The sequence below is a fragment of the Brevundimonas sp. TSRC1-1 genome (assembly GCF_049898245.1).
GTDB lineage: Bacteria > Pseudomonadota > Alphaproteobacteria > Caulobacterales > Caulobacteraceae > Brevundimonas > Brevundimonas mediterranea_A.
Map to the genome: position 1 here is coordinate 1027482 of NZ_JAFCXI010000001.1, position 21453 is coordinate 1048934.

At 67.1% G+C, this 21453-nt stretch carries 22 protein-coding genes; 11 read left to right on the forward strand and 11 right to left on the reverse strand.

Annotated features, from left to right (window positions below; translation table 11 throughout):
* Positions 1 to 17: 17 nt before the first annotated feature.
* The 9 genes from ACP7CK_RS05135 (at position 18) to ACP7CK_RS05175 (ending at position 7362) form a co-directional block, all read left to right on the forward strand.
* Positions 18 to 416, forward strand: coding sequence for a DUF6249 domain-containing protein (locus ACP7CK_RS05135; RefSeq protein ID WP_292147558.1), 399 nt, complete (start codon positions 18 to 20; stop codon positions 414 to 416).
* 24 nt (positions 417 to 440) lie between these two features.
* Positions 441 to 1001 carry an RNA polymerase sigma factor gene (locus ACP7CK_RS05140; protein ID WP_426025320.1) on the forward strand — a complete coding sequence of 187 codons (561 nt, stop codon included), beginning with the start codon at positions 441 to 443 and terminating at the stop codon, positions 999 to 1001.
* Positions 991 to 1392 carry a hypothetical protein gene (locus ACP7CK_RS05145; protein ID WP_292147561.1) on the forward strand — a complete coding sequence of 134 codons (402 nt, stop codon included), beginning with the start codon at positions 991 to 993 and terminating at the stop codon, positions 1390 to 1392. Before ACP7CK_RS05140 ends, ACP7CK_RS05145 begins: the two co-directional genes overlap by 11 nt.
* A 58-nt stretch (positions 1393 to 1450) precedes the next feature.
* Positions 1451 to 2287, forward strand: coding sequence for a 3-methyl-2-oxobutanoate hydroxymethyltransferase (gene panB / locus ACP7CK_RS05150; protein ID WP_426025321.1), 837 nt, complete (start codon positions 1451 to 1453; stop codon positions 2285 to 2287).
* Positions 2288 to 2366: 79 nt separating this feature from the next.
* Entirely contained in the window at positions 2367 to 3113 is a 747-nt protein-coding gene (locus ACP7CK_RS05155; protein ID WP_426025322.1) for a tetratricopeptide repeat protein, read from the forward strand.
* A 23-nt stretch (positions 3114 to 3136) separates the two neighbouring features.
* Entirely contained in the window at positions 3137 to 4516 is a 1380-nt protein-coding gene (locus tag ACP7CK_RS05160) for a PQQ-binding-like beta-propeller repeat protein (protein ID WP_040349441.1), read from the forward strand.
* 32 nt (positions 4517 to 4548) lie between these two features.
* Positions 4549 to 6168, forward strand: a complete 1620-nt coding sequence (gene der, locus ACP7CK_RS05165; RefSeq protein ID WP_008259997.1) for a ribosome biogenesis GTPase Der — start codon at positions 4549 to 4551, stop codon at positions 6166 to 6168.
* 7 nt (positions 6169 to 6175) lie between these two features.
* Positions 6176 to 6634: an NUDIX hydrolase gene (locus tag ACP7CK_RS05170; RefSeq protein ID WP_426025323.1), complete on the forward strand. Its 459-nt coding sequence runs from the start codon at positions 6176 to 6178 to the stop codon at positions 6632 to 6634.
* A gap of 101 nt (positions 6635 to 6735) precedes the next feature.
* Positions 6736 to 7362 (forward strand): methyltransferase family protein, encoded by a 627-nt coding sequence (locus ACP7CK_RS05175; protein ID WP_426025324.1) that lies wholly within the window; start codon positions 6736 to 6738, stop codon positions 7360 to 7362.
* Here the strand turns inward: ACP7CK_RS05175 and ACP7CK_RS05180 are convergent.
* The gene (locus ACP7CK_RS05180; protein WP_426025325.1) at positions 7359 to 8261 is read right to left on the reverse strand and encodes an AraC family transcriptional regulator N-terminal domain-containing protein; all 903 of its coding nucleotides are present in this window, start codon (positions 8259 to 8261) and stop codon (positions 7359 to 7361) included. The genes ACP7CK_RS05175 and ACP7CK_RS05180 overlap by 4 nt on opposite strands.
* A 144-nt stretch (positions 8262 to 8405) precedes the next feature.
* Between ACP7CK_RS05180 and ACP7CK_RS05185 the strand changes: the two genes are divergently transcribed.
* Complete coding sequence (locus tag ACP7CK_RS05185) at positions 8406 to 9293, forward strand: oxidoreductase (RefSeq protein ID WP_426025326.1); 888 nt, start codon at positions 8406 to 8408, stop codon at positions 9291 to 9293.
* On the opposite strand, the gene ACP7CK_RS05190 is transcribed toward ACP7CK_RS05185, so the two are convergent.
* From ACP7CK_RS05190 to radA, 5 genes are all read right to left on the reverse strand, one after another.
* Positions 9294 to 10046 (reverse strand): SDR family NAD(P)-dependent oxidoreductase, encoded by a 753-nt coding sequence (locus ACP7CK_RS05190; protein ID WP_426025327.1) that lies wholly within the window; start codon positions 10044 to 10046, stop codon positions 9294 to 9296.
* A 127-nt stretch (positions 10047 to 10173) separates the two neighbouring features.
* On the reverse strand, positions 10174 to 10488 hold the full coding sequence (locus ACP7CK_RS05195; protein WP_426025328.1) for a hypothetical protein: 315 nt from the start codon (positions 10486 to 10488) through the stop codon (positions 10174 to 10176).
* Between the two features lie 9 nt (positions 10489 to 10497).
* Positions 10498 to 12003, reverse strand: a complete 1506-nt coding sequence (gene purF, locus ACP7CK_RS05200; RefSeq protein ID WP_008260342.1) for an amidophosphoribosyltransferase — start codon at positions 12001 to 12003, stop codon at positions 10498 to 10500.
* A 27-nt stretch (positions 12004 to 12030) separates the two neighbouring features.
* Positions 12031 to 12627, reverse strand: a complete 597-nt coding sequence (locus ACP7CK_RS05205; RefSeq protein WP_008258948.1) for a CvpA family protein — start codon at positions 12625 to 12627, stop codon at positions 12031 to 12033.
* A gap of 28 nt (positions 12628 to 12655) precedes the next feature.
* Complete coding sequence (gene radA / locus ACP7CK_RS05210; protein WP_035307418.1) at positions 12656 to 14035, reverse strand: DNA repair protein RadA; 1380 nt, start codon at positions 14033 to 14035, stop codon at positions 12656 to 12658.
* Positions 14036 to 14233: 198 nt separating this feature from the next.
* On the opposite strand from radA, the gene ACP7CK_RS05215 reads away from it, so the two are divergent.
* On the forward strand, positions 14234 to 14875 hold the full coding sequence (locus ACP7CK_RS05215) for a Yip1 family protein (RefSeq protein WP_154726153.1): 642 nt from the start codon (positions 14234 to 14236) through the stop codon (positions 14873 to 14875).
* On the opposite strand, the gene alr is transcribed toward ACP7CK_RS05215, so the two are convergent.
* From alr to ACP7CK_RS05240, 5 genes are all read right to left on the reverse strand, one after another.
* Positions 14869 to 15909: an alanine racemase gene (gene alr / locus ACP7CK_RS05220; RefSeq protein ID WP_426025329.1), complete on the reverse strand. Its 1041-nt coding sequence runs from the start codon at positions 15907 to 15909 to the stop codon at positions 14869 to 14871. The two genes, ACP7CK_RS05215 and alr, sit on opposite strands and share 7 nt — an antisense overlap.
* Before the next feature lie 48 nt (positions 15910 to 15957).
* Positions 15958 to 16209: a hypothetical protein gene (locus ACP7CK_RS05225; protein ID WP_008260004.1), complete on the reverse strand. Its 252-nt coding sequence runs from the start codon at positions 16207 to 16209 to the stop codon at positions 15958 to 15960.
* Between the two features lie 520 nt (positions 16210 to 16729).
* Positions 16730 to 18220, reverse strand: a complete 1491-nt coding sequence (locus ACP7CK_RS05230; RefSeq protein ID WP_035307425.1) for a replicative DNA helicase — start codon at positions 18218 to 18220, stop codon at positions 16730 to 16732.
* 108 nt (positions 18221 to 18328) lie between these two features.
* Complete coding sequence (locus ACP7CK_RS05235; RefSeq protein ID WP_426025330.1) at positions 18329 to 18694, reverse strand: hypothetical protein; 366 nt, start codon at positions 18692 to 18694, stop codon at positions 18329 to 18331.
* Between the two features lie 162 nt (positions 18695 to 18856).
* On the reverse strand, positions 18857 to 21325 hold the full coding sequence (locus ACP7CK_RS05240; RefSeq protein ID WP_426025331.1) for a TonB-dependent receptor plug domain-containing protein: 2469 nt from the start codon (positions 21323 to 21325) through the stop codon (positions 18857 to 18859).
* Between the last annotated feature and the right edge of the window lie 128 nt (positions 21326 to 21453).

The following is a 21453-nucleotide window of genomic DNA, read 5'->3' on the forward strand; positions in this document are numbered from 1 at the left end:
TCAAAAGGGCCCACGCCATGGAAGACTTCATCCCGCTGTTCGCCATATTCGCCGTCTTCGGCACCATCACGGCCATCGTCTTCGGTCCGACATTCCTGAAGTATCGCGAGAAGCGCGACATTCAGGAGACCGTTCGTCATGCGGTGGACAAGGGACAGCAATTGCCGCCTGAGTTGATCGACGCCCTGACCAAGGACGTGCAGAAAAGTCTCCCCTCGCGCACCAAGGATATCCGTCGTGGCATCATCTGGCTGGCGACGGGCATAGGCATTGCAGCATTCGGCATCGTCAGTGATCTCGGCGGCAATGCCTGGAACGGCGGTATGCAGAACCCCCTGTTGGGCGTCTCCTGCATACCGATCACCATCGGCCTCGCCTTCATCGTCCTCAGCTTTTTCAACAAGCACGCGGACTGACGGCCGCGATCGGGGAAAGACGCCATGAGGCCGTCATTGCTGCGCGATCTCCACGACGTCGAGCTGGCCGCCCAGGCGGCGGCCGGCGGACGGCGGGAGTATGGCGAACTGGTCCGTCGGCACGGGTCGGCGGTCCGGGGCCTGCTCCGCCGCATGGGCGCGGCGCCGTCCCTGGCCGACGACGTGGCCCAGGACGCCTTCCTGCTGGGGTTCCAGCGCTGCTCGGAGTTTCGGGGGCAGGGGACCTTCGCCGGCTGGATCAAGAAGATCGCCGCCCGCCTGTATCTGAAGCGCGTCGCGCGCGAGGCCCGTTATGTCGCGGAAGTCGAGGCGGACGAGGCCGACGTCGTGGTCGATCACGCCGGCTTCATGGACCTGGACGAGGCGATGAAGACGCTCAACGAAACCGAGCGGGTCTGCGTCTCCCTGTGCCACGGCGCAGGAATGTCCCACCCCGAAATCGCGGCGGCCATGAATTTGCCGCTCGGCACGGTGAAGTCTCATGTCAAACGTGGTCTGGATAAACTCCGCGCCCGGCTTCAGCCGGCGCAGGCATCAGGCGGGAGGTCGACCCATGTCGGCTGATGAATTCGATCCGATGATCGAGCGGCTGTTCGCGCAGAGCCCGCGACTGGCCGACGAGGCCCTGTTCCTGGCGACCGTCCAGGCCAGTATGGAGAAACGGTCGCGCTGGCGCACCCTGGCCCTGACCGGGGCCGGCCTGGTCGGCGGCGTCCTGGCGGTGCGCGAGGGGGTGAATTTCAACTTCTCTGCGGACGGAGAGACGACTCTGACGCAGGGCGTGCGGACGGCGGCGGCGACGGCTCAGGGCGCGGCCCAATCTGGGCTGGAGGGCTTGGGTGTCGGATCGTTCGATCTGATGGACGGGTCGGGCATGATGGCCTTCTGGATCGTGGCTGGAGCCCTCGTCGCCGTGCTGGCGGCGGGCCTGGTGAAACTGTCTCAGGACGTGTGAGGGTGACTTGCGGGATCGCGGGGCTTATCTGACCCGACTTGAAGTCAGGAGCCTCTCGATGTCCGTTCACACCCAGGAGAAGATCAAGCGCGTCTCCGTGCCTGATATCGCTGGCCGCAAGGGCGGCGAGCCCATCGTCTGCCTGACCGCCTATGACGCCCCGATGGCGGGATTGCTGGATCCGCACTGCGACGTGCTGCTGGTGGGCGACAGCCTGGGCATGGCGGTCCATGGCCTTCCGAACACCGTCGGCGTGACGCTGGAGATGATGATCCTGCACGGCCAGGCGGTGGTGCGGGGCTCGCGCCGGGCCCTGGTCGTGGTCGACATGCCCTTCGGCTCGTATGAGGGCGGCAAGGAAGCCGCCTATGACAACTGCGTGCGCGTCATGAAGGAAACCGGCGCCCAGGCGGTGAAGCTGGAGACCAGTGTCGAACTGGCCGAGATCGTCGCCTTCCTGGTCAAGCGCGGCATCCCGGTCATGGGCCATGTGGGACTGCGGCCTCAGGCGATTTTGGCCGAGGGCGGGTTCAAGGCCAAGGGACGCACCGATTTTGAACGCGACCGTGTCATGGCGGAAGCAAAGGCCACGGGCGAGGCCGGCGCCTTCTGCATCGTCATCGAGGGCGTGGCCGAATCGCTGGCGCGCGAGATCACCGAGAGCATCGACGTCCCCACCATCGGCATCGGCGCCTCGGCCGCCTGCGACGGCCAGGTTCTGGTGGTCAACGACATGCTGGGACTGTTCGACTGGACCCCGAAATTCGTGCGCAAATACGCGGATCTGCGCACCGAGATCGACCGTGCGGCGGCCGCTTTCGCCAATGATGTGAAAACCCGCCGTTTTCCTGCCGAAGTCGAGACCTACTTCTCGAAAAAGCCGGCTTCGCAGTAACGGGCTACGTTGCGGCGGCAAGGGCGAACCTCTAGGGTCCGCGCCGGTTTGCTTTTAGCGATTTTGGGGCGACGTTTCAGTGGTTGATGTCTTCGAGCAGGTCGAGGAGGAGCTTCGCTCCGACCGGTACAAGCGCCTGGCCCGCACCTGGCTGCCCGTCGTGGGCGTCATTCTTGTGGTCGCCCTGGTCGCCGCCCTGGGCTGGTGGGGCTGGGACAGCCTGAATTCGAGCAAGGCCGCCAAGGGCGCCGAGGCCTATGATCGCGGCATGGAGGCCCTGCGCGCCGAAAAGCCCGCCGAGGCCCGTCTCGCCTTCGAGGAGACGGTCAAGGAAGGCAATGACGCCTACAAGGTCCTGGCCCTGCAGCAGCAGGCCGGCCTGGCCGTGACCGCCGACAAGATCCCTGACGCCGTCCGCCTGTTCGACCAGGCCGCCAAGACCTCCAGCGATCCGATCCTGTCGGACCCGGCGGCGTTCAAGGCGGCCCTGCTGATCATGGACACGGCGCCCCTGGCCGATATCGAGGCTCGCCTGACGCCCCTGGCCGAAGACAAGCGCCCGCTGCACGCCTTCGCCCAGGAAGCCCTGGCCCTGGCCCGCCTGCAGCACGGCAAGACCAAGGAGGCCCGCGAGGCCTTCGTCCTGCTGCAACTGGGACAGGACGTGCCTGATGATGTTCGTCAGCGCGCCAACGTTGCTGTCGCCACGATCGACGCCGGCACGGCGGGGGCGCTCAAGAGCATCGCCGATGCGGCCAAGAACGCGGCTCCGCCGGCCGCCGGCGCCGCCAATGCGCCCACTCCCATCGCCCCGGCCCAACAGTGACGACCCCCTACAGGACGCCCAAGATGAACCGAGTTCTGAAAGTCGCGCTGATCTGCGGCGTCGCCGCCACCATGGCCTCATGCGGCACGGTCAGCCGTAACCTGCCGTTCGGCCTGGGCAAGAAGGACGACGCCAAGGCGACCGCCTCGGCCGGCGAACGCATCTCGGTGCTCGAGTTCGAACAGCAGCTGGCGCCGTCGGCCGCCCTGTCCGGCCGCGACTACTTCCTGCCGGGACCCCAGGCCGCCACGGCCTGGACCCAGCCGGGCGGGACCTCGGAAAACCTGGTCGAACACGTCATCGCGGCCCCCAATTTCCAGATCGCCTGGAAGCGCAGCGTGGGCGAGGGCTCGGCCCGCGTCGGCAATGTCATGGCGCCCATCGTCGCCGCCGACGGCAAGATCTTCGTGCTGGACGGCGAATCGACCGTCTCGGCCGTCTCGGCCGACACCGGCGACATCCTGTGGAAGGTCAACGTCAAGGACGCCGAGCGTGACCGCAGCGGCGGCTTCGGCGGCGGCGTCGCCTTCGCCGGCGGCAAGGTCTTCGTCTCGTCCGGCTATCGCTCGGTGACGGCCTTGGACGCCGCGACCGGCGCCGTGGTCTGGACCCAGCAGGTCGATTCCCCGATCCACGGCGCCCCGACGGTCGTCGGCGCGCATGTCTTCGTCGTCGATGTGGACAGCCAGCTGTTCGCCTTCGACGTCAACAGCGGCGCCCAGGACTGGACCTATCGCGGCATCGCCGAGCCGGCGCGCGTCATGCGCGCCTCCAGCCCGGCCGTGACCGGAAACACCGTCATCGCGCCGTTCTCGTCGGGCCAGTTGGTCGCGCTCAGCGCCCTGAACGGCCAGCCGCTGTGGGAACAGACCCTGTCGCGCACCAGCCGCACCAGCGCCCTGTCGGAAGTCCGCGACGTCGCCGGCCGCCCCGTCATCAGCCGGGGCATGGTCTATGGCGTCAGCCATTCGGGCGTTCTTTCGGCCCTGGACCTGCGCTCGGGTCAGCCCAAGTGGCAGCTGCCGGTCACCGGCGTGAACGCCCCCCTGCCGGTGGGCGACGTGGTCTTCATCGTCTCCACCTCGGGCGAGCTGATCACCGCCAATCGCGACACGGGCCAGATCTACTGGACCCGCGAACTGAACGAGGGGCGCAAGCGCAAGGTCGGCGGGTTCCTCAACTTCGGCCGTCGGACCATCTATCCCCAATGGTCGGGTCCGCTGCTGGCTTCCAACCGTCTGGTGATGGTCAACTCCTACGGCGAGGCCGTGGCCTTTGATCCCAAGACGGGCGTCGCCCAGACGACGCTGAAACTGGGCGCCCCCGCCTATATCGCCCCCGCCGCCTACAACGGCGCCCTGTACGTGCTGACCGACAACGGCCAGCTGATCTGCATTCGCTGACTCTTCAGCCCGAATTAAGCTAGAAAGCCGAAATGGCTCTGAAGGTCGCGATTGTCGGCCGCCCCAATGTGGGCAAATCGACACTGTTCAACCGCCTCGTCGGCAAGCGCCTCGCGCTTGTCGATGATCGCCCCGGCGTGACCCGCGACCGGCGCTACGCCGACGGCAATATCGGCGATATGGACCTGACGCTGATCGACACGGCGGGCTACGAGGACGTCACCGACGACAGCCTGGAAGCCCGGATGCGCGAGCAAACCGAGGCCGCGCTGGAAGACGCCGAACTGGTCATGTTCATGATGGACGCCCGCGAAGGCGTCACCTCGCTGGACCGGATCTTCGCCGAGCGCCTGCGCAAGGTGCACAAGCCCATCATCCTGCTGGCCAACAAGTCCGAGAGCCGCGAGAGCGGCGGCGGCGTCGGCGAGGCGCACGCCCTGGGCTTCGGCGAACCCGTCGCCATCTCGGCCGAGCATGGCGAAGGCATGGCCGACCTGTACAAGGCCATCCGCACGGCGTCCGAAGACATCTTCATCGAAGAGATCGACGAGCCGGACAAGCCGATCCGCATCGCCGTGATCGGTCGTCCGAACGCCGGTAAGTCCACTCTGATCAACCGCCTGATCGGCGACGACCGCCTGCTGACCGGGCCGGAAGCAGGCATCACCCGCGACTCCATCTCGGTTGACTGGACGTTCGAGGGCAAGAACATCCGCCTGGTCGATACGGCCGGGATGCGTCGCAAGGCGCGGGTGCAGGAGAAGCTGGAGAAGCTGTCGGTCGCCGACACCATCCGCGCCATCACCTTCGCCGAAGTCGTCATCCTGATGATGGATAAGGACGACGCCTTCGACACCCAGGACCTGCAACTGGCCGACCTGGTCGAGCGCGAAGGCCGCGCCCTGGTCTATGTCGCGTCCAAATGGGACCTGGAGGACGAGCCCCAGGCCCGCATGGCCAAGCTGAAGGGCATGGCCGAGGACAAGCTGCCGCAGCTGAAGGGCTCGCCCTTCGTGGCCCTGTCCTCGCACTCGGGCCGGGGCGTCGAACGCCTGATGCCGGCCGTGCTTCAGGCCTATGACACCTGGTCGGTCAAGGTGAAGACCAAGGACCTGAACACCTGGCTGTCCATGGCCACCCAACGACATCCGCCCCCCGCCGTGGACGGCAAGCGGATCAAACCGAAATACATCGCCCAGACCAAGGCCCGTCCGCCCACCTTCGTGCTGATGGCCAACCGCGCCGAGTCGATGCCCGAGCATTACAAGCGCTATCTGGTCAACTCGATCCGCGAGAGCTTCGACCTGCCGGGCACGCCGATCCGGCTGAACGTCAAGTCCAGCGGCGTGAACCCCTATGCCGAGGGCGGCGCCAAGTCCGGGCCGGAACGCTACAAGGGCGACGCCAAGACCGCGCCGCGCCGGATCAAGAAGGCCGAGAAGGAAGAGGCCCTGTCCAAGCTGCCCGGCAAGGCGCTGGAGCAGAAGAAGACCCGCAAGGCCCAGCCCAAGGTTCTGGGCGGGCTGAAGTCCAGCGCGTCGAAGAAGGCCGGCTCGTCGGTGGCGGTCCAGAAGGGCGCCCGCGGCGGCGCCCGCCAGGTCTCGCGCTCCGGGCGTATCCGCACCGGCCAAAAGGGCGGCGCCAAGAAGTGAGCCTGTGATGCAGGTCGCGCCCGTCCTTCCCGACCGGCCGACCTCGCGCTGGCTGATTCTGGACGGGAAGGGGCGGGTGCTGCTGTTCCGCTTCGTCTACGCCGACGGGCCGATCGCCGGCACGGCCTTCTGGGCCACGCCCGGCGGCGGCTGCGAACCGGGCGAGACCTATGCCGACGCTGCTCGCCGCGAACTGTTCGAGGAGACCGGCCTGATGGTCGCCGATCCTGGCCCTGAAGTCGCCCGCCGCCTCGTGGATTTCCACCTGCCCGACGGCCGCCTGTCCCATGTGGACCAGCGCTTCTTCCTGCTGCGCACCGAACCCTTCGACCCCTCGCCGACCGGCTGGACCGAGGAAGAACGTCGCGTCCTGATCGAGCATCGCTGGTGGACGACGGCCCAGATCACGGCGTCGGAAGATACGATCTGGCCGGACGATCTGCCTGAAATTCTATCGACGCTCTAAACCATCCGTCCACAGCATTCGCGAGCGAGTTTCGCTTGCATTTAAACTTCTTGCCACGGCCTAAAAACCGGCGCTTGGATTTTCGCTCTACTGGAGCGATTATGACAACCACCCCGATTTTCGATCTTCAAGCGATTCAAAAAGTGCGCAAGGGCGCCGTCCTGATCGCCCTGCTGGCGCTTGTCGGCCTGACCATGGTGTCACAGTCCGCTTTCGGCCTGGACAGCCCCATGCACGAAGGGGTGGAGGCCGTGGGTCTCGCCGCCATCGTCTTCGCCATCGTCGGTCGCGCCTGGTGTTCGCTCTATATCGGCGGGCGCAAGAAGGCCGAGATCGTGTCGCGCGGCCCGTATTCGATCAGCCGTAATCCGCTCTACATCTTCAGCTTCTTCGGCGCCTTCGGCATCGGCGCCCAGAGCGGCAGCCTGACCCTGGCGGTGCTGTTCACCCTCGCGTCCCTGGCGGTCTTCTATCTGACCGTTCGCCGCGAAGAGGCCTGGCTGGGCGCGACCTTCGGCGCCGCCTACGCCGCCTACAAGGCCCGCACGCCGCGCTTCCTGCCCAACTTCGCCCTGTGGCGTGACGAGGCCGAACTGTCGATCCGCCCGTCCTTCTTCCTGACCACCATCCGCGACGGCCTGGTCTTCCTTCTGGCCATCCCCCTGTTCGAAGCCATCGACCTGGCCCAGGCCGAAGGTTGGCTGAAGGTGCTGGCGCACCTGCCCTAGGCGGCTCGGATCCCGGCCAAACCCTCGACCACCAGGGTCTCGCGCATCCGCGCCGCGTCCCGGCCGGGCGGCAGACCGAACTGGCGGGCGTATTCGCGGCTGAACTGGGACGGGCTGTCGTAGCCGACCGCGAAACCCGTCTCCGCCGCCCCGTCGGCGCCGCTCAGCAGGCGGGCGCGGGCTTGTTGCAGCCGCACCTGCTTTTGGAACTGCAACGGGCTCATGGTCGTCACCGTCCGGAAATGCCGGTGGAAGGTCGACAGGCTCATCCCGGCCAGGTCCGACAGGGCCTCAAGCCGCATCGGCTCGGCGTAGTGGGCGCGGATCCAGTTGATGGCGCGGCTGACGCCCGACAGGCGGCTTTCGGCCGAGCCGATCTGGCGCACCGTCGCGGCGTGCCGGCTGTGCAGCAGCCGCCACACCAGTTCCCGCTCGATCATCGGCGTCATCACCGCGATCTCGTGCGGCCGGTCCAGCAGGCGCAACAGGCGCGCCATCGGTTCCAGCAGTTCGTCCTCCAACTGTGTCACATGGATGCCCGACGGCGGCGACGGGTCCGAGGCGGCGGGGGCGCCGATCTCCACCATCAGGCCGGCGATCGTCGCCGGGTTCAGGTCGAAGCTCAGGGCGCGGTACGGCGCTTCGATAATGCTGCCGCAGACCGGCAGTTCCGCCGACACCACCAGGCAGTCGCCGGCCCGATAGGAATAGACGGTCTCCCCCAGGATCGTCTGTTTGCCGCCGGACACCACCAGGCACAGCATGGGGTCATAGCCGACCGACACCATCCGCGTCGGCGCGTCGCTGCCATACAGGCGCAGGCCCGGCACGGCCGAGCGCGACAGGTCGGGCGGCGCATGGCGCGCGACGATGGCGCTCATTTCGGGCAAGAGGATCATGTCAACATCCAACGCCTGTCGTCGGGCCCGCGCAAGCGGCGGAGCGCGCTTTGGCAGGATCGTGCAAGACTTCGCCTGGATCGCCCTAACGCCTGGAAGGCGAAGGCGCGTCTTCTCCGTCCCGTCAGACAGAGGAGACATCTCATGACCACCCCATCCCGGAAGACCTGGTTCGTCACCGGCGCCGCCCGCGGCCTGGGCGCCGCCATCGCCCGCGCCGCTCTGGACGCCGACGACCGGGTCGTCGTCGCCGGCCGCAACCGCGACGCCCTGGTCGAGGCCTTCGGTCCCGACAGCGACACGGTCCTGTCCGTGACGCTCGACGTCACCGACGCCGCCGCCATCGCCGCCGCCGTCGAGGCGACGGTCGCCCGCTTCGGCCGCATCGACGTCCTGGTCAACAACGCCGGCTACGGCCACCTCGGCCTGTTCGAGGAGACCCGGCCCCAGGACGCCCGGACCCAGTTCGACACCAATGTCTTCGGCCTGTTCGACATGACCCGCGCCGTCCTGCCGGTCATGCGGGCCCAGCGGTCGGGCCATGTGTTCAACATCTCGTCGATCGGCGGCCTGCGGGGCGGCGAGAGTGGGTCGATCTACTGCGCGTCCAAGTTCGCCGTCGAAGGCTTCACCGAGTCGGTCGCCGCCGAAGTCAGGCCGTTCGGCGTCCGCATGACCATTGTCGAGCCTGGCTTCTTCCGCACCGACTTCCTCGATGCGACCTCGGTCCGATTCGCCGACAGTCCCATCGCCGACTACGCCGAGGCCTCGGCCGCCCTTCGCGCCTTCTATGAGGGGCGCAACCAGAACCAGGCCGGCGATCCGGCCAAGCTGGGCCAGGCCCTGGTGACCCTGGCGAATGCGGAAAACCCGCCCCTCCGCTGGTCGGCGGGCACGGACGCCGTCGCCGTGGTCGAGGGCAAGGCCGCCGACCTTCTCAGCGAACTCGACGCCTGGCGGTACCTGTCGGCCTCGACCGACGGAAGCTTCGCCTTCCGCGCGGAACCGGGGCTGGACACCGCCTGGAGCTGATCAGACCAGCGCCTCCGTCGTCGGCGCGTCCCGCCAGTCGCGGAATCGCACCGTCAGCGGCGGCGTCAGGTCGCCGCGCGCCAGCTCGACTATCAGCGGGCCGATCTCGGACGGGTGGGGCAGGGTCTGCGGATCCTCGCCGGGGAAGGCCTGGGCGCGCAGGGCGGTGCGCATCCGGCCGGGATCGACGATGCTGACGCGGATCGGGGTGCTCTCCACCTCGTCCGCCCAGGCCTTGACCAAGGCCTCGGCCCCGGCCTTGGTCGCGGCGTACATGCCCCAGAAGGCGCGCGGCGAGGTGGCGACGCTGGAGGTGAGGTGGATGGCCCGCCCGGCGTCGGAGGCCCGCAGCAGCGGCTCCAGCGAGCGGATCATCCGATAGACGGCGGTGAAATTGACCTTCTCGACCTTGGCGAATTCACGCGGGTCGGCATGGGCCACCGGCGTCAGGCCCGACGGCCCCATGGTGGCGGCGGCGTTGACCCAGACGTCCAGCTTCTTGAACCGTTCGAAGATGGCCCCGCCCAGTCGGTCGATCCCGCCGCCGTCGACCAGGTCGAACGGAACCAGGGTCGCGTGCTGGCCGGTGGCGGAGAAGACGGCGTCGTCCAGTTCCTCAAGCCCGCCCTGCGTCCGGGCTGTGGCCACCACATGCGCGCCGGCCTTCGCCAGGGCCAGGGCGCTCTCATAGCCTATGCCGCGCGAGGCCCCGACGACGAGGGCGATACGGTCTTTGAGGGGCAGGTCTGACATAGCCCTGCTTAGCCCGCGTGGGCGGCGGTCGCCAAGCGGGATCAGGCAGAAGGCGACCACAGGTTGATGCTGACGCCCTGATCGTCAACGACCACGACATTGCGTCCCGAGGGCATCCGGATGCGGCTCAGTTTCCGCCGGAGGCTGCCTGGGCGAGGCTGTATGACGCCGCAGCGGCGACCAAGATCATCAGCAACCCGACGCCCAGCCAAACCATAGACGGGACGCGAATGCGGCGCTTGCCGGGGAGTAGCTGCCCCGCGCCCAAGCCCGTCGTCAAACCAGCGAGGGTCCAAGGCGACAGGGCGGCTTGGTTTCCCGCCAGGATCAGGTTGAAGACGAAGAACACCCCGACAATCGCCAAAAGTCGGCCGCCAAATCTGATCAGGAAGAGCCTCCCCTCCTGCAACTGGCTAGTTTGAACAGGGTGGTGCGCCATCAACCCAAGATATCAGGCGCTGACCAGCAGGGAAAGTTGCCGCGCCGAAACCTCCCGGCCGCCTTCCTCGATCTCGCGATCCAGCAGGCGGGTGGGGTAGTCGCCGGTGAAATAGTGGTCGGTGTACTGGGGACGGGCGTTGTTGCGGCCCGTCTCGCCCATGGCGCGGTACAGGCCGTCGATCGACAGGAAGCCCAGCGAATCGACCTCCAGCAGTTCGCGCATCTCTTCCAGCGTCTTGTTGGCCGCCAGCAGTTGCGCCCGTTCCGGCATGTCGATGCCGTAGAAGTCGGGGAAGAGGATCTGCGGGCTGGCCGAGCGCAGGTGGACTTCCTTGGCGCCGGCGGCGCGCACGGCGCGGACCAGTTTGACCGAGGTGGTGCCGCGCACGATGGAATCGTCGATCAGCACGACCCGCTTGCCTTCCAGCGCCGACTTGTTGGGGCTGTGCTTCATGCGCACGCCCTTCTGCCGGGCGCCCTGACTGGGCTGGATGAAGGTGCGGCCCAGATAGTGGCTGCGGATGATGCCCATCTCGTAGGGAATGCCGCTCTCCTGGGCGTAGCCCAGGGCCGCCGGCACGCCGGAGTCGGGCACCGGCACCACGATGTCGGCCTCGACACCCCATTCGCGGGCCAGACCCCGGCCCATCTCCTTGCGGACCTCATAGACCGAGCAGCCGTTCACGACCGAATCCGGGCGCGAGAAATAGACGTATTCGAACAGGCAGGGACGGGCGGCGCGGGCCGGGAAGGGCTTGATCGATTCCAGGCCGTTCTCGTCGATGACCACGACCTCGCCGTGTTCGACGTCGCGCACGAAGGTGGCGCCCATCATGTCCAGGGCGCAGGTCTCGGACGCCAGCACCCAGGCCTCGCCGACCTGGCCCAGCACCAGCGGGCGGATGCCCAGCGGGTCGCGGGCGCCGATCATCTTGTGACGGGTCTGGGCGACCAGGGCGTAGCCGCCCTCGATCCGCGCCAGGGCGTCAATGAAGCGGTCGACGATCTTGGCCTTACGGCTGCGGGCGATCAGGTGAAGGATGACTTCCGAGTCCGACGTCGACTGGAAGATGGCGCCTTCGCTGACCAGCTGGCCGTGCAGGAATTTGAAGTTGGTCAGATTGCCGTTGTGGGCGATGGCGATGCCGCCCTGATCCAGGTCGGCGAACATCGGCTGGATATTGCGCAGGAAGCTGCCGCCGGCGGTCGAATAGCGGGTGTGTCCCACGGCCGCGCGGCCGGGCATGCGGGTCATCAGGTCGGCGCCGCCGAAGGCCTCGCCCACCAGGCCCTGGTGGCGTTCGGTGTGGAAACGCTCATCCTTGACGCTGGCGATGCCGCAGGCTTCCTGGCCGCGATGCTGCAGGGCGTGGAGGCCCAGGGCGACGATGGCCGAGCCTTCGTCCTCGTCCGCCCCCCAGACGCCGCAGACGCCGCACTCCAGCCGCAGCTGGTCGTCCTCCGGCTCGCGCCAGTGCTCGCGGTGGACGACAGGATCGGCGATATGGTGGCGCATCGTGGGGCTCCGATGACCGGGGGAAACTTAAGGGGCGGCTTCGCGCGGCGAGTTAGTCTCGGATTGCGTCCGAGGCAAGGCTTCGTCGTTCGAAAACCCTTTGCGCACGGATGAATCGACCACGGGCGTGATCGCATCGGCGCCCCGCCCGATGCCGGGCAGGATGATCTGGATGGCGCGGGCGCCTACGGCGCTGACCTTGTAGAGGGCCGCCTCGCTCAGCCAGCGCGGCGTCCGTTCGCCCGGCATGGCCGCGACGATGACCAGATGGACGGCCCCCAGCAGCACCAGGGCCCGGCCCGCGCCGACAAAGACGCCGATGAACCGGTCGATCCCGCCCAGCTGCGGATGCGCCTGCGCCCGCTTCGACAGGAAGGAGCCGAACAGCCGGACGCCGAAATAGACGATGAAGAAGGCGACCACCGCCGCCAGTACGGTCCCCGCCCAGTCAGGATTGACCAGGGCGCGCCCCAGGATCGCCGTCCACGGCAGGGTCACCAGCGCCACCAGCGCGGCCAGCAGGGCGCTGAGCAGGGTGATGATCTCGCGCACCCCGCCGCGCACCCAGCCGGCGGCGGCGGAGAACAGGATCACCACGATGGCGAAGACGTCGTAACCGGTCACTCAGAGGTCCAGCGGCTGTTGCGTCTGTCTAATAGCGGTTTTGCGAGATTCGTTCGACCACATCCGTCAATCGGGTCGCCGACGTCACCTTGACCCCCTTGGTCTTGCCGCCGTTCTGGGCCAGGGGCGGGCAGAGCACATGTTCAAAGCCCAGTTTCTGGGCCTCCCGAACCCGCGCTTCGGCCCGGCCGACGCTGCGGACCTCGCCCGACAGACCGATCTCGCCGAACACGACGCAGCCCTGGGGCAGGGGCATGTCCAGCGCCGAGCTGATCAGGGCCGCCGCCGCCGCCAGGTCCGCCGCCGGCTCGTTGATCCGCAGGCCGCCGGCGACGTTCAGATAGACGTCCTTGTCCCCGAACCCCAGGCCGCACCGGGCCTCCAGCACCGCCAGCAGCATAGCCAGGCGACCGGAATCCCAGCCGACCACCGCCCGGCGCGGGGTGCCATAGGCGGACGGCGCCACCAGGGCCTGGATCTCGACCAGCACCGGCCGCGAGCCCTCGATCCCGGCGAAGACCGCCGCGCCGGGCGCCCGGTCCTTGCTGTCGCCCAGGAACAGGGCCGACGGATTGGCGACTTCGCGCAGGCCGCTGTCGCCCATTTCGAACACCCCGATTTCGTCGGTGGCGCCGAACCGGTTCTTGCCGGCGCGCAGGATGCGGAACGGATAGCCGCGCTCGCCCTCGAAGGTCATGACGGCGTCAACCAGGTGTTCGACCACGCGCGGACCGGCGACCTGGCCGTCCTTGGTGACGTGTCCGACCAGGACGACCGCGACGCCTTGGGTCTTGGCCAGGCGCACCATCTCGCCGGCGCAGGCCCGGACCTGGGTGATCGATCCCGGCCCGCTCTCGTGAACGTCGGACCACAGGGTCTGGATCGAATCGACGATGACGATGTCGAACTGTTCGCGCTTCAGCGTGCCCAGGATGTCGCGCAGGGCCGTCGCCGCCGCCAGATTGACCGGCGCCTGCTCCAGTCCCATCCGCTTGGCCCGCGCCCGGATCTGTTCGACCGCCTCCTCGCCCGAGATATAGGCGATGCGCGCGCCCCTCAGGGCCGCCTTGGCCGCCACCTCCAGCAGCAGGGTGGACTTGCCCACCCCAGGATCGCCGCTCAGCAGTATGGCCGAACCGGGCACCACGCCGCCGCCGCAGACCCGGTCGAACTCGGCCACGCCCGTGGTGATGCGGGGCGGTTCGGGGGTGTCGGACTGAAGCGTCTCGAACTGCAGGCCGCGCCCGCGCGCCGAGGCCGCCGCCGACGGCTTGATCGCGCCCGGCGGCGCCGACCGGCTCTCTTCCGTCAGGGTGTTCCACTGGCCGCACGACGCACACTGGCCCGACCATTTGCCGTGGACCGAGCCGCAGGACTGACAGACATAGAGGGCGGAATCGCGAGCCATGGGCATCCTTTAGCAGGCCGAAGGGCGGACGGACCGCTCAATCCGGTGGCCCTTTGCACCGTCGTCACGTCATTTCCGGTCGCAACCGCAACCTTTGCCTTAGTTCCGGGTTGAGATCGTGTCGCAAATGGCTTGCGTCGTCAGGTGACGTGACGTCAATATTCCGCTTCGCCCCCACTGTCTTACAGGCCCTTGTCCATGACCGAACCCTCCACCCCGTCGACGCAACCCGCCGTCGATCCGGCCCTGATCGCCCGGGTCAAGGGCATCATCCTGCAGCCGAAGACCGAATGGGCGCGCATCGACGGCGAGTTCGCCACGACCCGCAGCCTGTTCACCCGCTACGCCATGATCCTGGCCGCCATCGGCCCGATCTGCAGCCTGATCGGCGGCCAGCTTCTGCCCCTGTTCGGCACGCCCATGTCGATCCTCGGCGCGCTTCTGGTCGCGGTGGTCAGCTATGGGCTGTCCCTGGTCGCCGTCTATCTGCTGGGCCTGATCATCAACGCCCTGGCCCCCAGTTTCGGCGGGGCCAGCGATCCGGTCCAGGCGATGAAGGTGGCGGTCTATTCCTATACGGCCATGTGGCTGGTCGGGGTCTTCGGCCTGATCCCGATGCTGGGCGTCCTGGCCATCCTGGGCCTGTACAGCTTCTATCTGCTGTACCTGGGTCTGCCGATGCTGATGAAGGTCCCGGCGGACAAGGCTGTCGGCTATTTCATCGTCACGGTGATCCTGGGCCTGGTCATGACCTTCATCATCAACGCCATCGTCGGCATGATCGGCGCCAGTTTCTTGGTCGCCGGCGCCGGCATGGCGGCCATCACCGGCGGTTACTGACCGACATAGGCGCGGGGAACGCGGACGGTGACGGCGGTCAGCAGTTCATAGCTGATGGTCCCCGCCGCCGCCGCGGCCGCATCGATGGGGTGATGCGCCCCGAACAGTTCGACCCGGTCGCCGACCGCGACCTCCAGCCCGGTCACATCGACCGTGCAGACATCCATCGAGATCCGGCCCAGCAGCGGCCGGGTCTCGCCTGCGACCCAGACCGCGCCGCGCGGTCCATAGGCGCGCAGGACCCCGTCGGCATAGCCCGCCGCGACCACAGCCGCCCGCATCGGTCGTTCGGCCACGAAACCGCGCGAATAGCCGACGCTCTCGCCCGCCCGCACGTCGCGCACCAGCAGGACCTCCGCCGTCAGGGCGGCGACGGGGGCGATCCGCTCATCCGGCCGCCCCTCAGGTCCACCGCCGTACAGGCAGACGCCCGGCCGCACCGCATCGAAGGCGAAATCCGGCCCCAGGAAACAGCCGCCCGAATTGGCGAAGGACCGTGTCACGCCCGGATAGCGTTCGACCACCCCCGCGAACCGGTCACGCTGGCGCAGGTTCATCGGCTGGTCCGGTTCGTCGCCGCAGGCCAGGTGGCTCATGACCAGGCTCAGCCCGTCAAAGACTTCGGGCGCATCCTCCGGCCGGAAGCCCAGCCGGTTCAGGCCGGTGTCGATCTGAATGCCGCAGGCTCCGCCGCCGGCCTCGGCCCAGGCCTTCATCTGCGCCGGCTGGTTCAGCACGGGCCGCAGGTCCGCCGCCTTCAACAGCCCCGCCGCCTCGCCGTGACAGCCGTCCAGCACATAGAGGACGGGTTCCGGGCCCAGCGCCGTCCGCAGGGCTGCGCCTTCGCCGGCCCGCGCCACGAAAAAGGTCCGCGCCCCTTCCGCCATCAAACGTTTCGCACAGACCTCGGCCCCCAAGCCATAGGCGTCGGCCTTGACCACCGGATGCACCGGCACGCCGGTCACGGCCTCCAGGGTGTGAAAATTGCGGGCGAGCGCGTTCAGATCGACGGACAGCAGGGCGGGGGAGGGCATGGCGGCCCTTATTGGCGCAACTTCCCGGCGATGGAAGGCCTGACCCGATCAATCCTCGTCGCTGAACGGCGGCGGCAGTCGCCCGGACTTGAAGATGATGGTCGGCTGCTCGTCGTAATCGCCCATCTCGGTGTCCGCCGAGACCGAAAAGGCCACCACGCCCAGCCGCAGGGGCGCCATGCGCTCGGCCTTTCGCCGCGCCTCCTCGGCGTCCTTGCAGCCGACCTGCGGCTCGGCCTTCAGCCCCTTGCCGCGCCCCTGCACATAGGTCTGGAGAATATAGACGGTTTCGCTGGCCATCCGCACCCAAGGGGCCTGTTCGCGGTCGAGGTCAACCGACCTAATCCGTCACGCCTTGTTGCATCGGTTGAATGGTCAGATGCTGGCATCATTTTTGCCGAAAGACGTCTCGGCATCATGTAACTTTTGCGTGCTTTTGCAATCGGTCTGATTGTAACTTCCGTTGTTTGAGTCATGCTCGACCACCCACCCATTCTGGTGGGCTTTCGGGAGCCATGTGAAATGAAAATCTTCTCGCGCGCCAACGTTCGTATTGGAACACTCGCTGTCCTCTTAGGGTCGGGTCTCGCTGGACTATCGACCGCAACCGCGGCTCCGAGCGAACCAACAGCCTATTTCCAGAGTGCGCAGCAATGTCTCCGCGACGGGATTAAATATTGCACCGAAACCTACCCTGTAGGTGAAGAGCGCACACTATGCATCGCGGATGTCCGGGCAGCATGCAACGGTTCCTGAATGTCGTGCTCGCCGTTCGGTTTATTGGAGCGGCGAGCACTTACCACTCACCAACAAGGGCGCCCTATTCGTAGCTGACTTCTTCATAGCCGTGCGCCAGGTTGCCGAACCGCACCGTCTCGGCGTCGAAGGCCAGTTTGACGATGCCGATGGGGCCGTGGCGTTGCTTGCCGATGACGACCTCGGCCTGGCCCTGCAGCCGGTCCATGTCCTGCTGCCATTGCAGGTGTTCCTCGGTGCCTTCGCGCGGCTCGGCCCGGCCCAGATAATAGCTCTCGCGATAGACGAACATCACGCAGTCGGCGTCCTGCTCGATCGAGCCGGATTCGCGCAGGTCGGACAGTTGCGGCCGCTTGTCCTCGCGCTGCTCGACCTGACGCGACAGCTGGGACAGGGCGATGATCGGCACCGACAACTCCTTGGCCAGGGCCTTCAGGCCGCCGGTGATCTCCGACACCTCCTGCACCCGGTTCTTCTGCCCGCCGCTGTCGCCGGTCGTCACCAGTTGAAGATAGTCGACGATGATCAGATCCAGCCCGTGCTCCATCCGCTTCAGCCGTCGCGCCCGCGCGGCCAGCTTGGACATGGACAAACCGCCGGTGGCGTCGATGTAGAGGGGGCTCTCGCCGATCTCGACCGCTGCGTCGCGCAGCTTGCCGAAGTCGGTGGCGTCGATCTCGCCCTTGCGCAGCTTGTCGGACGACACGCCGGACGCATCGGCCAGGATACGCATGGCCAGCTGTTCGGCGCTCATTTCCAGCGAATAGAAGGCCACCACCCCGCCGTTGACCGTCTTGCGGCCCTCGGGCGTCGGCTCCCACTGATAGGCGCGGGCCACATTGAAGGCCATGTTGGTGGCCAGGGCCGTCTTGCCCATCGACGGACGGCCGGCGAGGATCAGAAGGTCGGAGGGGTGCAGCCCGCCCAGTTTGCGGTCCAGGTCGTTCAGGCCCGTCGCCAGACCCGCCAGCTTGCCTTCGCGCTGATAGGCTTCGGCCGCCATCTGAACGGCGCCGGACAGGGCGTGGGAAAAGCTGACGAAACCGGACGACGGCTTGCCGGTCTCGGCCAGCGAATACAGGGTCTGTTCGGCCTGTTCGATCTGTTCGTCGGCGGGCGTCTCCGGGTTGGGCGCCTCCTTGATGATCTCGCCGCCGATGCGGATCAGGTCGCGCCTCAGGGCCGTATCATAGACCACCCTCGCATAATCCGGCGCATTGGCCGCCGGCGGCGCCCGGTCCACCAAATCTGCGAAATAGCGCAGGCCGCCAAACTCCTGGAAGGCCGGATCCTGTTTGAACCGTTCCATCAGGATCGTCGGTTCGGCCAGCATGCCCTGGCGGATATGATCCTCGATTGCCTCGAACAGCCGCTGGTGGAAGGGCTCGTAGAAATGCTGGCCGCGCAGGCGGTCGCTGAGCCGTTCGAACACGCCGTTGTCGAACATCAGCGCGCCCAGCAGCGCCTGTTCCGCCTCCAGATTGTGGGGCATCGAGCTGACGCCGCTGGAGTCCATCGGCGAGGACGAGAAGGGCATGGGGGCGAACGCGTTCATTGTCTTAACGCTCTAGCCCTGACACGCGCCTGCGTCAGTCGTGGACGTCGCTTCGACCGTGGACAGATCGTCCACCCTGTGGGCGAACGGGAATTCCTCAACCGCCGTTCATGCCGAGCAGGGATATTTCTCGGCCATCCACTCACGCACGGCCTGGGTCGTGCTGATGCCGCGCCGCTCGGCGGGGATGGCGTGGAACCGGGCTAGAATGGCGTCGGCTGACAGGCCGACCTTGTCCGGCATACAGGTGGCCGAGCGGCGACCGGCCGCTGTGGCCGCCGTCTGTTCAGCGCGCACCGTCTGCACCGCCCCGCGAAACTCGCCCATCAGCCGCCGGGTGTCGGACCGCAATAGGGCGGTGGGGTTGCGGGGAATGGCGTTCGCCGTCGTCAGAAACTCCTGCACCGTCATGGCGCGCGCCGTCCCGGCCACGAGCGACAGGGCCAAGGCCCCCGCGATGATCCTGGTCTTCATTGATCCCCTCCGAACAAGAGGGCCAGATTGAGCGGCGATATGTGGCGCAACGACGGCGCGAATCTCGTGTGGTTCTGAAGCTTCGGTAGTGTTTCCGCTCGGCATTCTCATCACGAAAAAGGAGCGCTCCGGCGAGCGCCCCTTTCGTTGCTCCAGATTGGATCAGAAGCTGTAGCTGAGCCGCGCGTACAGGAACCGACCGTTGAAGCCGAACGGCGAATAGCTGGGGAAGCCCACCGACCCGGTCGCCCCGTTCAGGGCCGCCGGCGTATATTCCGGATACTCGTCGAACAGGTTGTTCGCCCCCACCGCCAGACCGACCCCGTATGGGAACTGATAGCGGCCTTCCAGATCGATCAGGGTCTTGTCGCCGGTCTCGTAGTCCAGGCTGGCGGCGTTGTTGGCGACCAGGACGCTGGCGTAATAGGTCGCCTTGGCCGACACGCCGAAACCGCCCAGGCTCCAGTCGATCCCGCCGACCACCTTGGTCTTGGGCGTGCCCTCCTCGAACGCCAGGATGTTGGACCGGTCGAACAGGAAGAAATCCGACGTCGGAATGCCGATGGAGGGCGTCTCCGGCGTCTTGTCCACCGTCGTCTCGTTGTAGTTTCCGGCCAGGGTGAAATCGAACCGGCCGAGCGTGTCTGTCGGCAGGCGATACCGACCGACCACGTCGATTCCCTTGGTCGTCGTGTCGACGCCGTTCAGGAAGAAGCGGGCGGCGCTGACGCCGAAGGGCGCCAGCAGGGTCTGGACCGCGGTGGTGGTCGCTGCCGACTGGCTGGGGCGCGTCGTCCCCAGGCTCTCGGAATAGATGATCCGGTCTTCAAGCTCGATCTGATAGGCGTCGATGGTCAGTTCGAATCCGCCGGACCGGAACACCGCCCCCACCGAATAGTTGACCGAGGTCTCGGGCTCGAGCGGCTTGGAGCCGAGGGCCAGGGCCACGGGGTCGTCCACGCGGAAGGTGCCGGCCTGGATCAGGCTGGTCACGGGCAGGCCGCCGATCAACTGGGTCACCAGATTGGTGGCGGTATAGCTGAAGTACTGCTGCTGCAGGGCCGGGGCGTGGAAGCCGGTGGAGACCGCGCCGCGCAGGGCGAAGGCCGGCGAGAAGTCGTAGCGCGCCGAGACCTTGCCGGTGAACTGGTCGCCGAAATCGGAATAGTCTTCGTAACGGCCGGCCACGCCGACCGTCAGCCCCCGGGTCAGCTTGCCTTCCAGATCGACATAGGCGCTCCAGTTGTTGCGGTCCTCGTCCGCCGCATTGGCCGGCGAGAAGCCGGGGAAGCCCTGGGCTCCGCCGCCGCCGGCGCTGGGTCCGCGATTGTAGGAGGCGGGCTCACCGGCATAGACCTCGAAACGCTCGGTCCGGTATTCGACCCCGAACGCCAGATTGACCGGTTCGATCAGTCCGAACTCCAGCGGCCTGACCCCGTCGACGCCCAGCGTCAGCTGGTCGTACTTCAATCCCCCGGCCTCGAACTCCTGCTGCGACGCCGCGCCATACGAAGCGTTCAGCGAGTTGGTGACGCGATAGTCCAGCACATTTCGCCCGTAGCCGACCGAGACGTCCCAATCGATCCCGGCCGCCTCGCCCTTGACCCCGCCGTAAAGGTTGTAGTCGACGATCTGGGTGTTGATCAGCGGCAGGAAGCCGTTGGGATAGATGGCCAGGACATTGTTGGCGTTGTTGTAGGCGCGGGCGGTCGCGCCGGATTCGCTTTCCTTGTGCTGGATGCCGCCGAAGGCATAGGTCTCCCAGTCGGCGTTGATCGGCTTGCCGGCGTTGAACCACAGGGACTGGGATTCCACCGCCGGATCGCCGAACCGGCCCAGGACCGTGTTCGTGGACGTATTGCCGACCACGGCCGATGGCGCGGCGTAGTCCGAACGGTTGGTCGGATCGCGTTTCTGCAGTTCGCCCGATACGGTGACGAACCCGTCCTCGCCCAACGGCAGGCCGATCCAGCCGGCCAGGGACGTCTGTTCGCCGTCCGTGGCCTCGTGCGATCCGCGCGCGGTGTCGTATTCGGTGTCGTAACGCCCATGGTTCAGCGTCAGGCCGCCGCCGTCGCGGGCCTGGCGCAGACGCAGGTTGATCACCCCGGCGATGGCGTCGGAGCCGTACTGGGCCGAGGCGCCGTCGCGCAGCACCTCGACGGAGCCCAGGGCGACCGAGGGAATGGTGTTCAGATCGAAGGCCGTGGATCCGCGTCCCAGGGCGCCGTTCACATTGACCAAGGCGCCGACGTGGCCCCGCTGTCCGTTGATCAGCACCAGGGTCTGGTCAGGGGCCAGACCGCGCAGGGTCGCCGGGCGGACGTGGTCGGAACCGTCCGAGATGGCGGGACGGGGGAAGTTGATCGACGGAGCGGCGGCGGCCAGGGCGGCGGCGGTCTCCGTGCCCGTTCCGCTACGGGTCAGGGTCTCGCCGGTGATCACGTCCACGGGGGCGATCGTGTCCAGGCGGGTTCGACCAATGGCGCGGGTGCCGGTCACCACGATCTCGCCGATGTCGGCGGCGTCCTCCGCCGGTGTCGCCTCCTGGGCGAAGGCGAGCGGCGCGGACATCAGCGCGCTGGTGGAGACAAAGGCCAACAAGACGGAACGACCGGAATTCAGCTTCATGACTATCCCCAAACGACAGCGGCCTGTTGGGAGGGGCGGCGACCGGCCACGATTTCGACACCCTGGCTGGGATGAAAGGCGCAATAAATTGGTCGCGCCGTCGACAAATCTCAGCCTTAGTTGAGAGT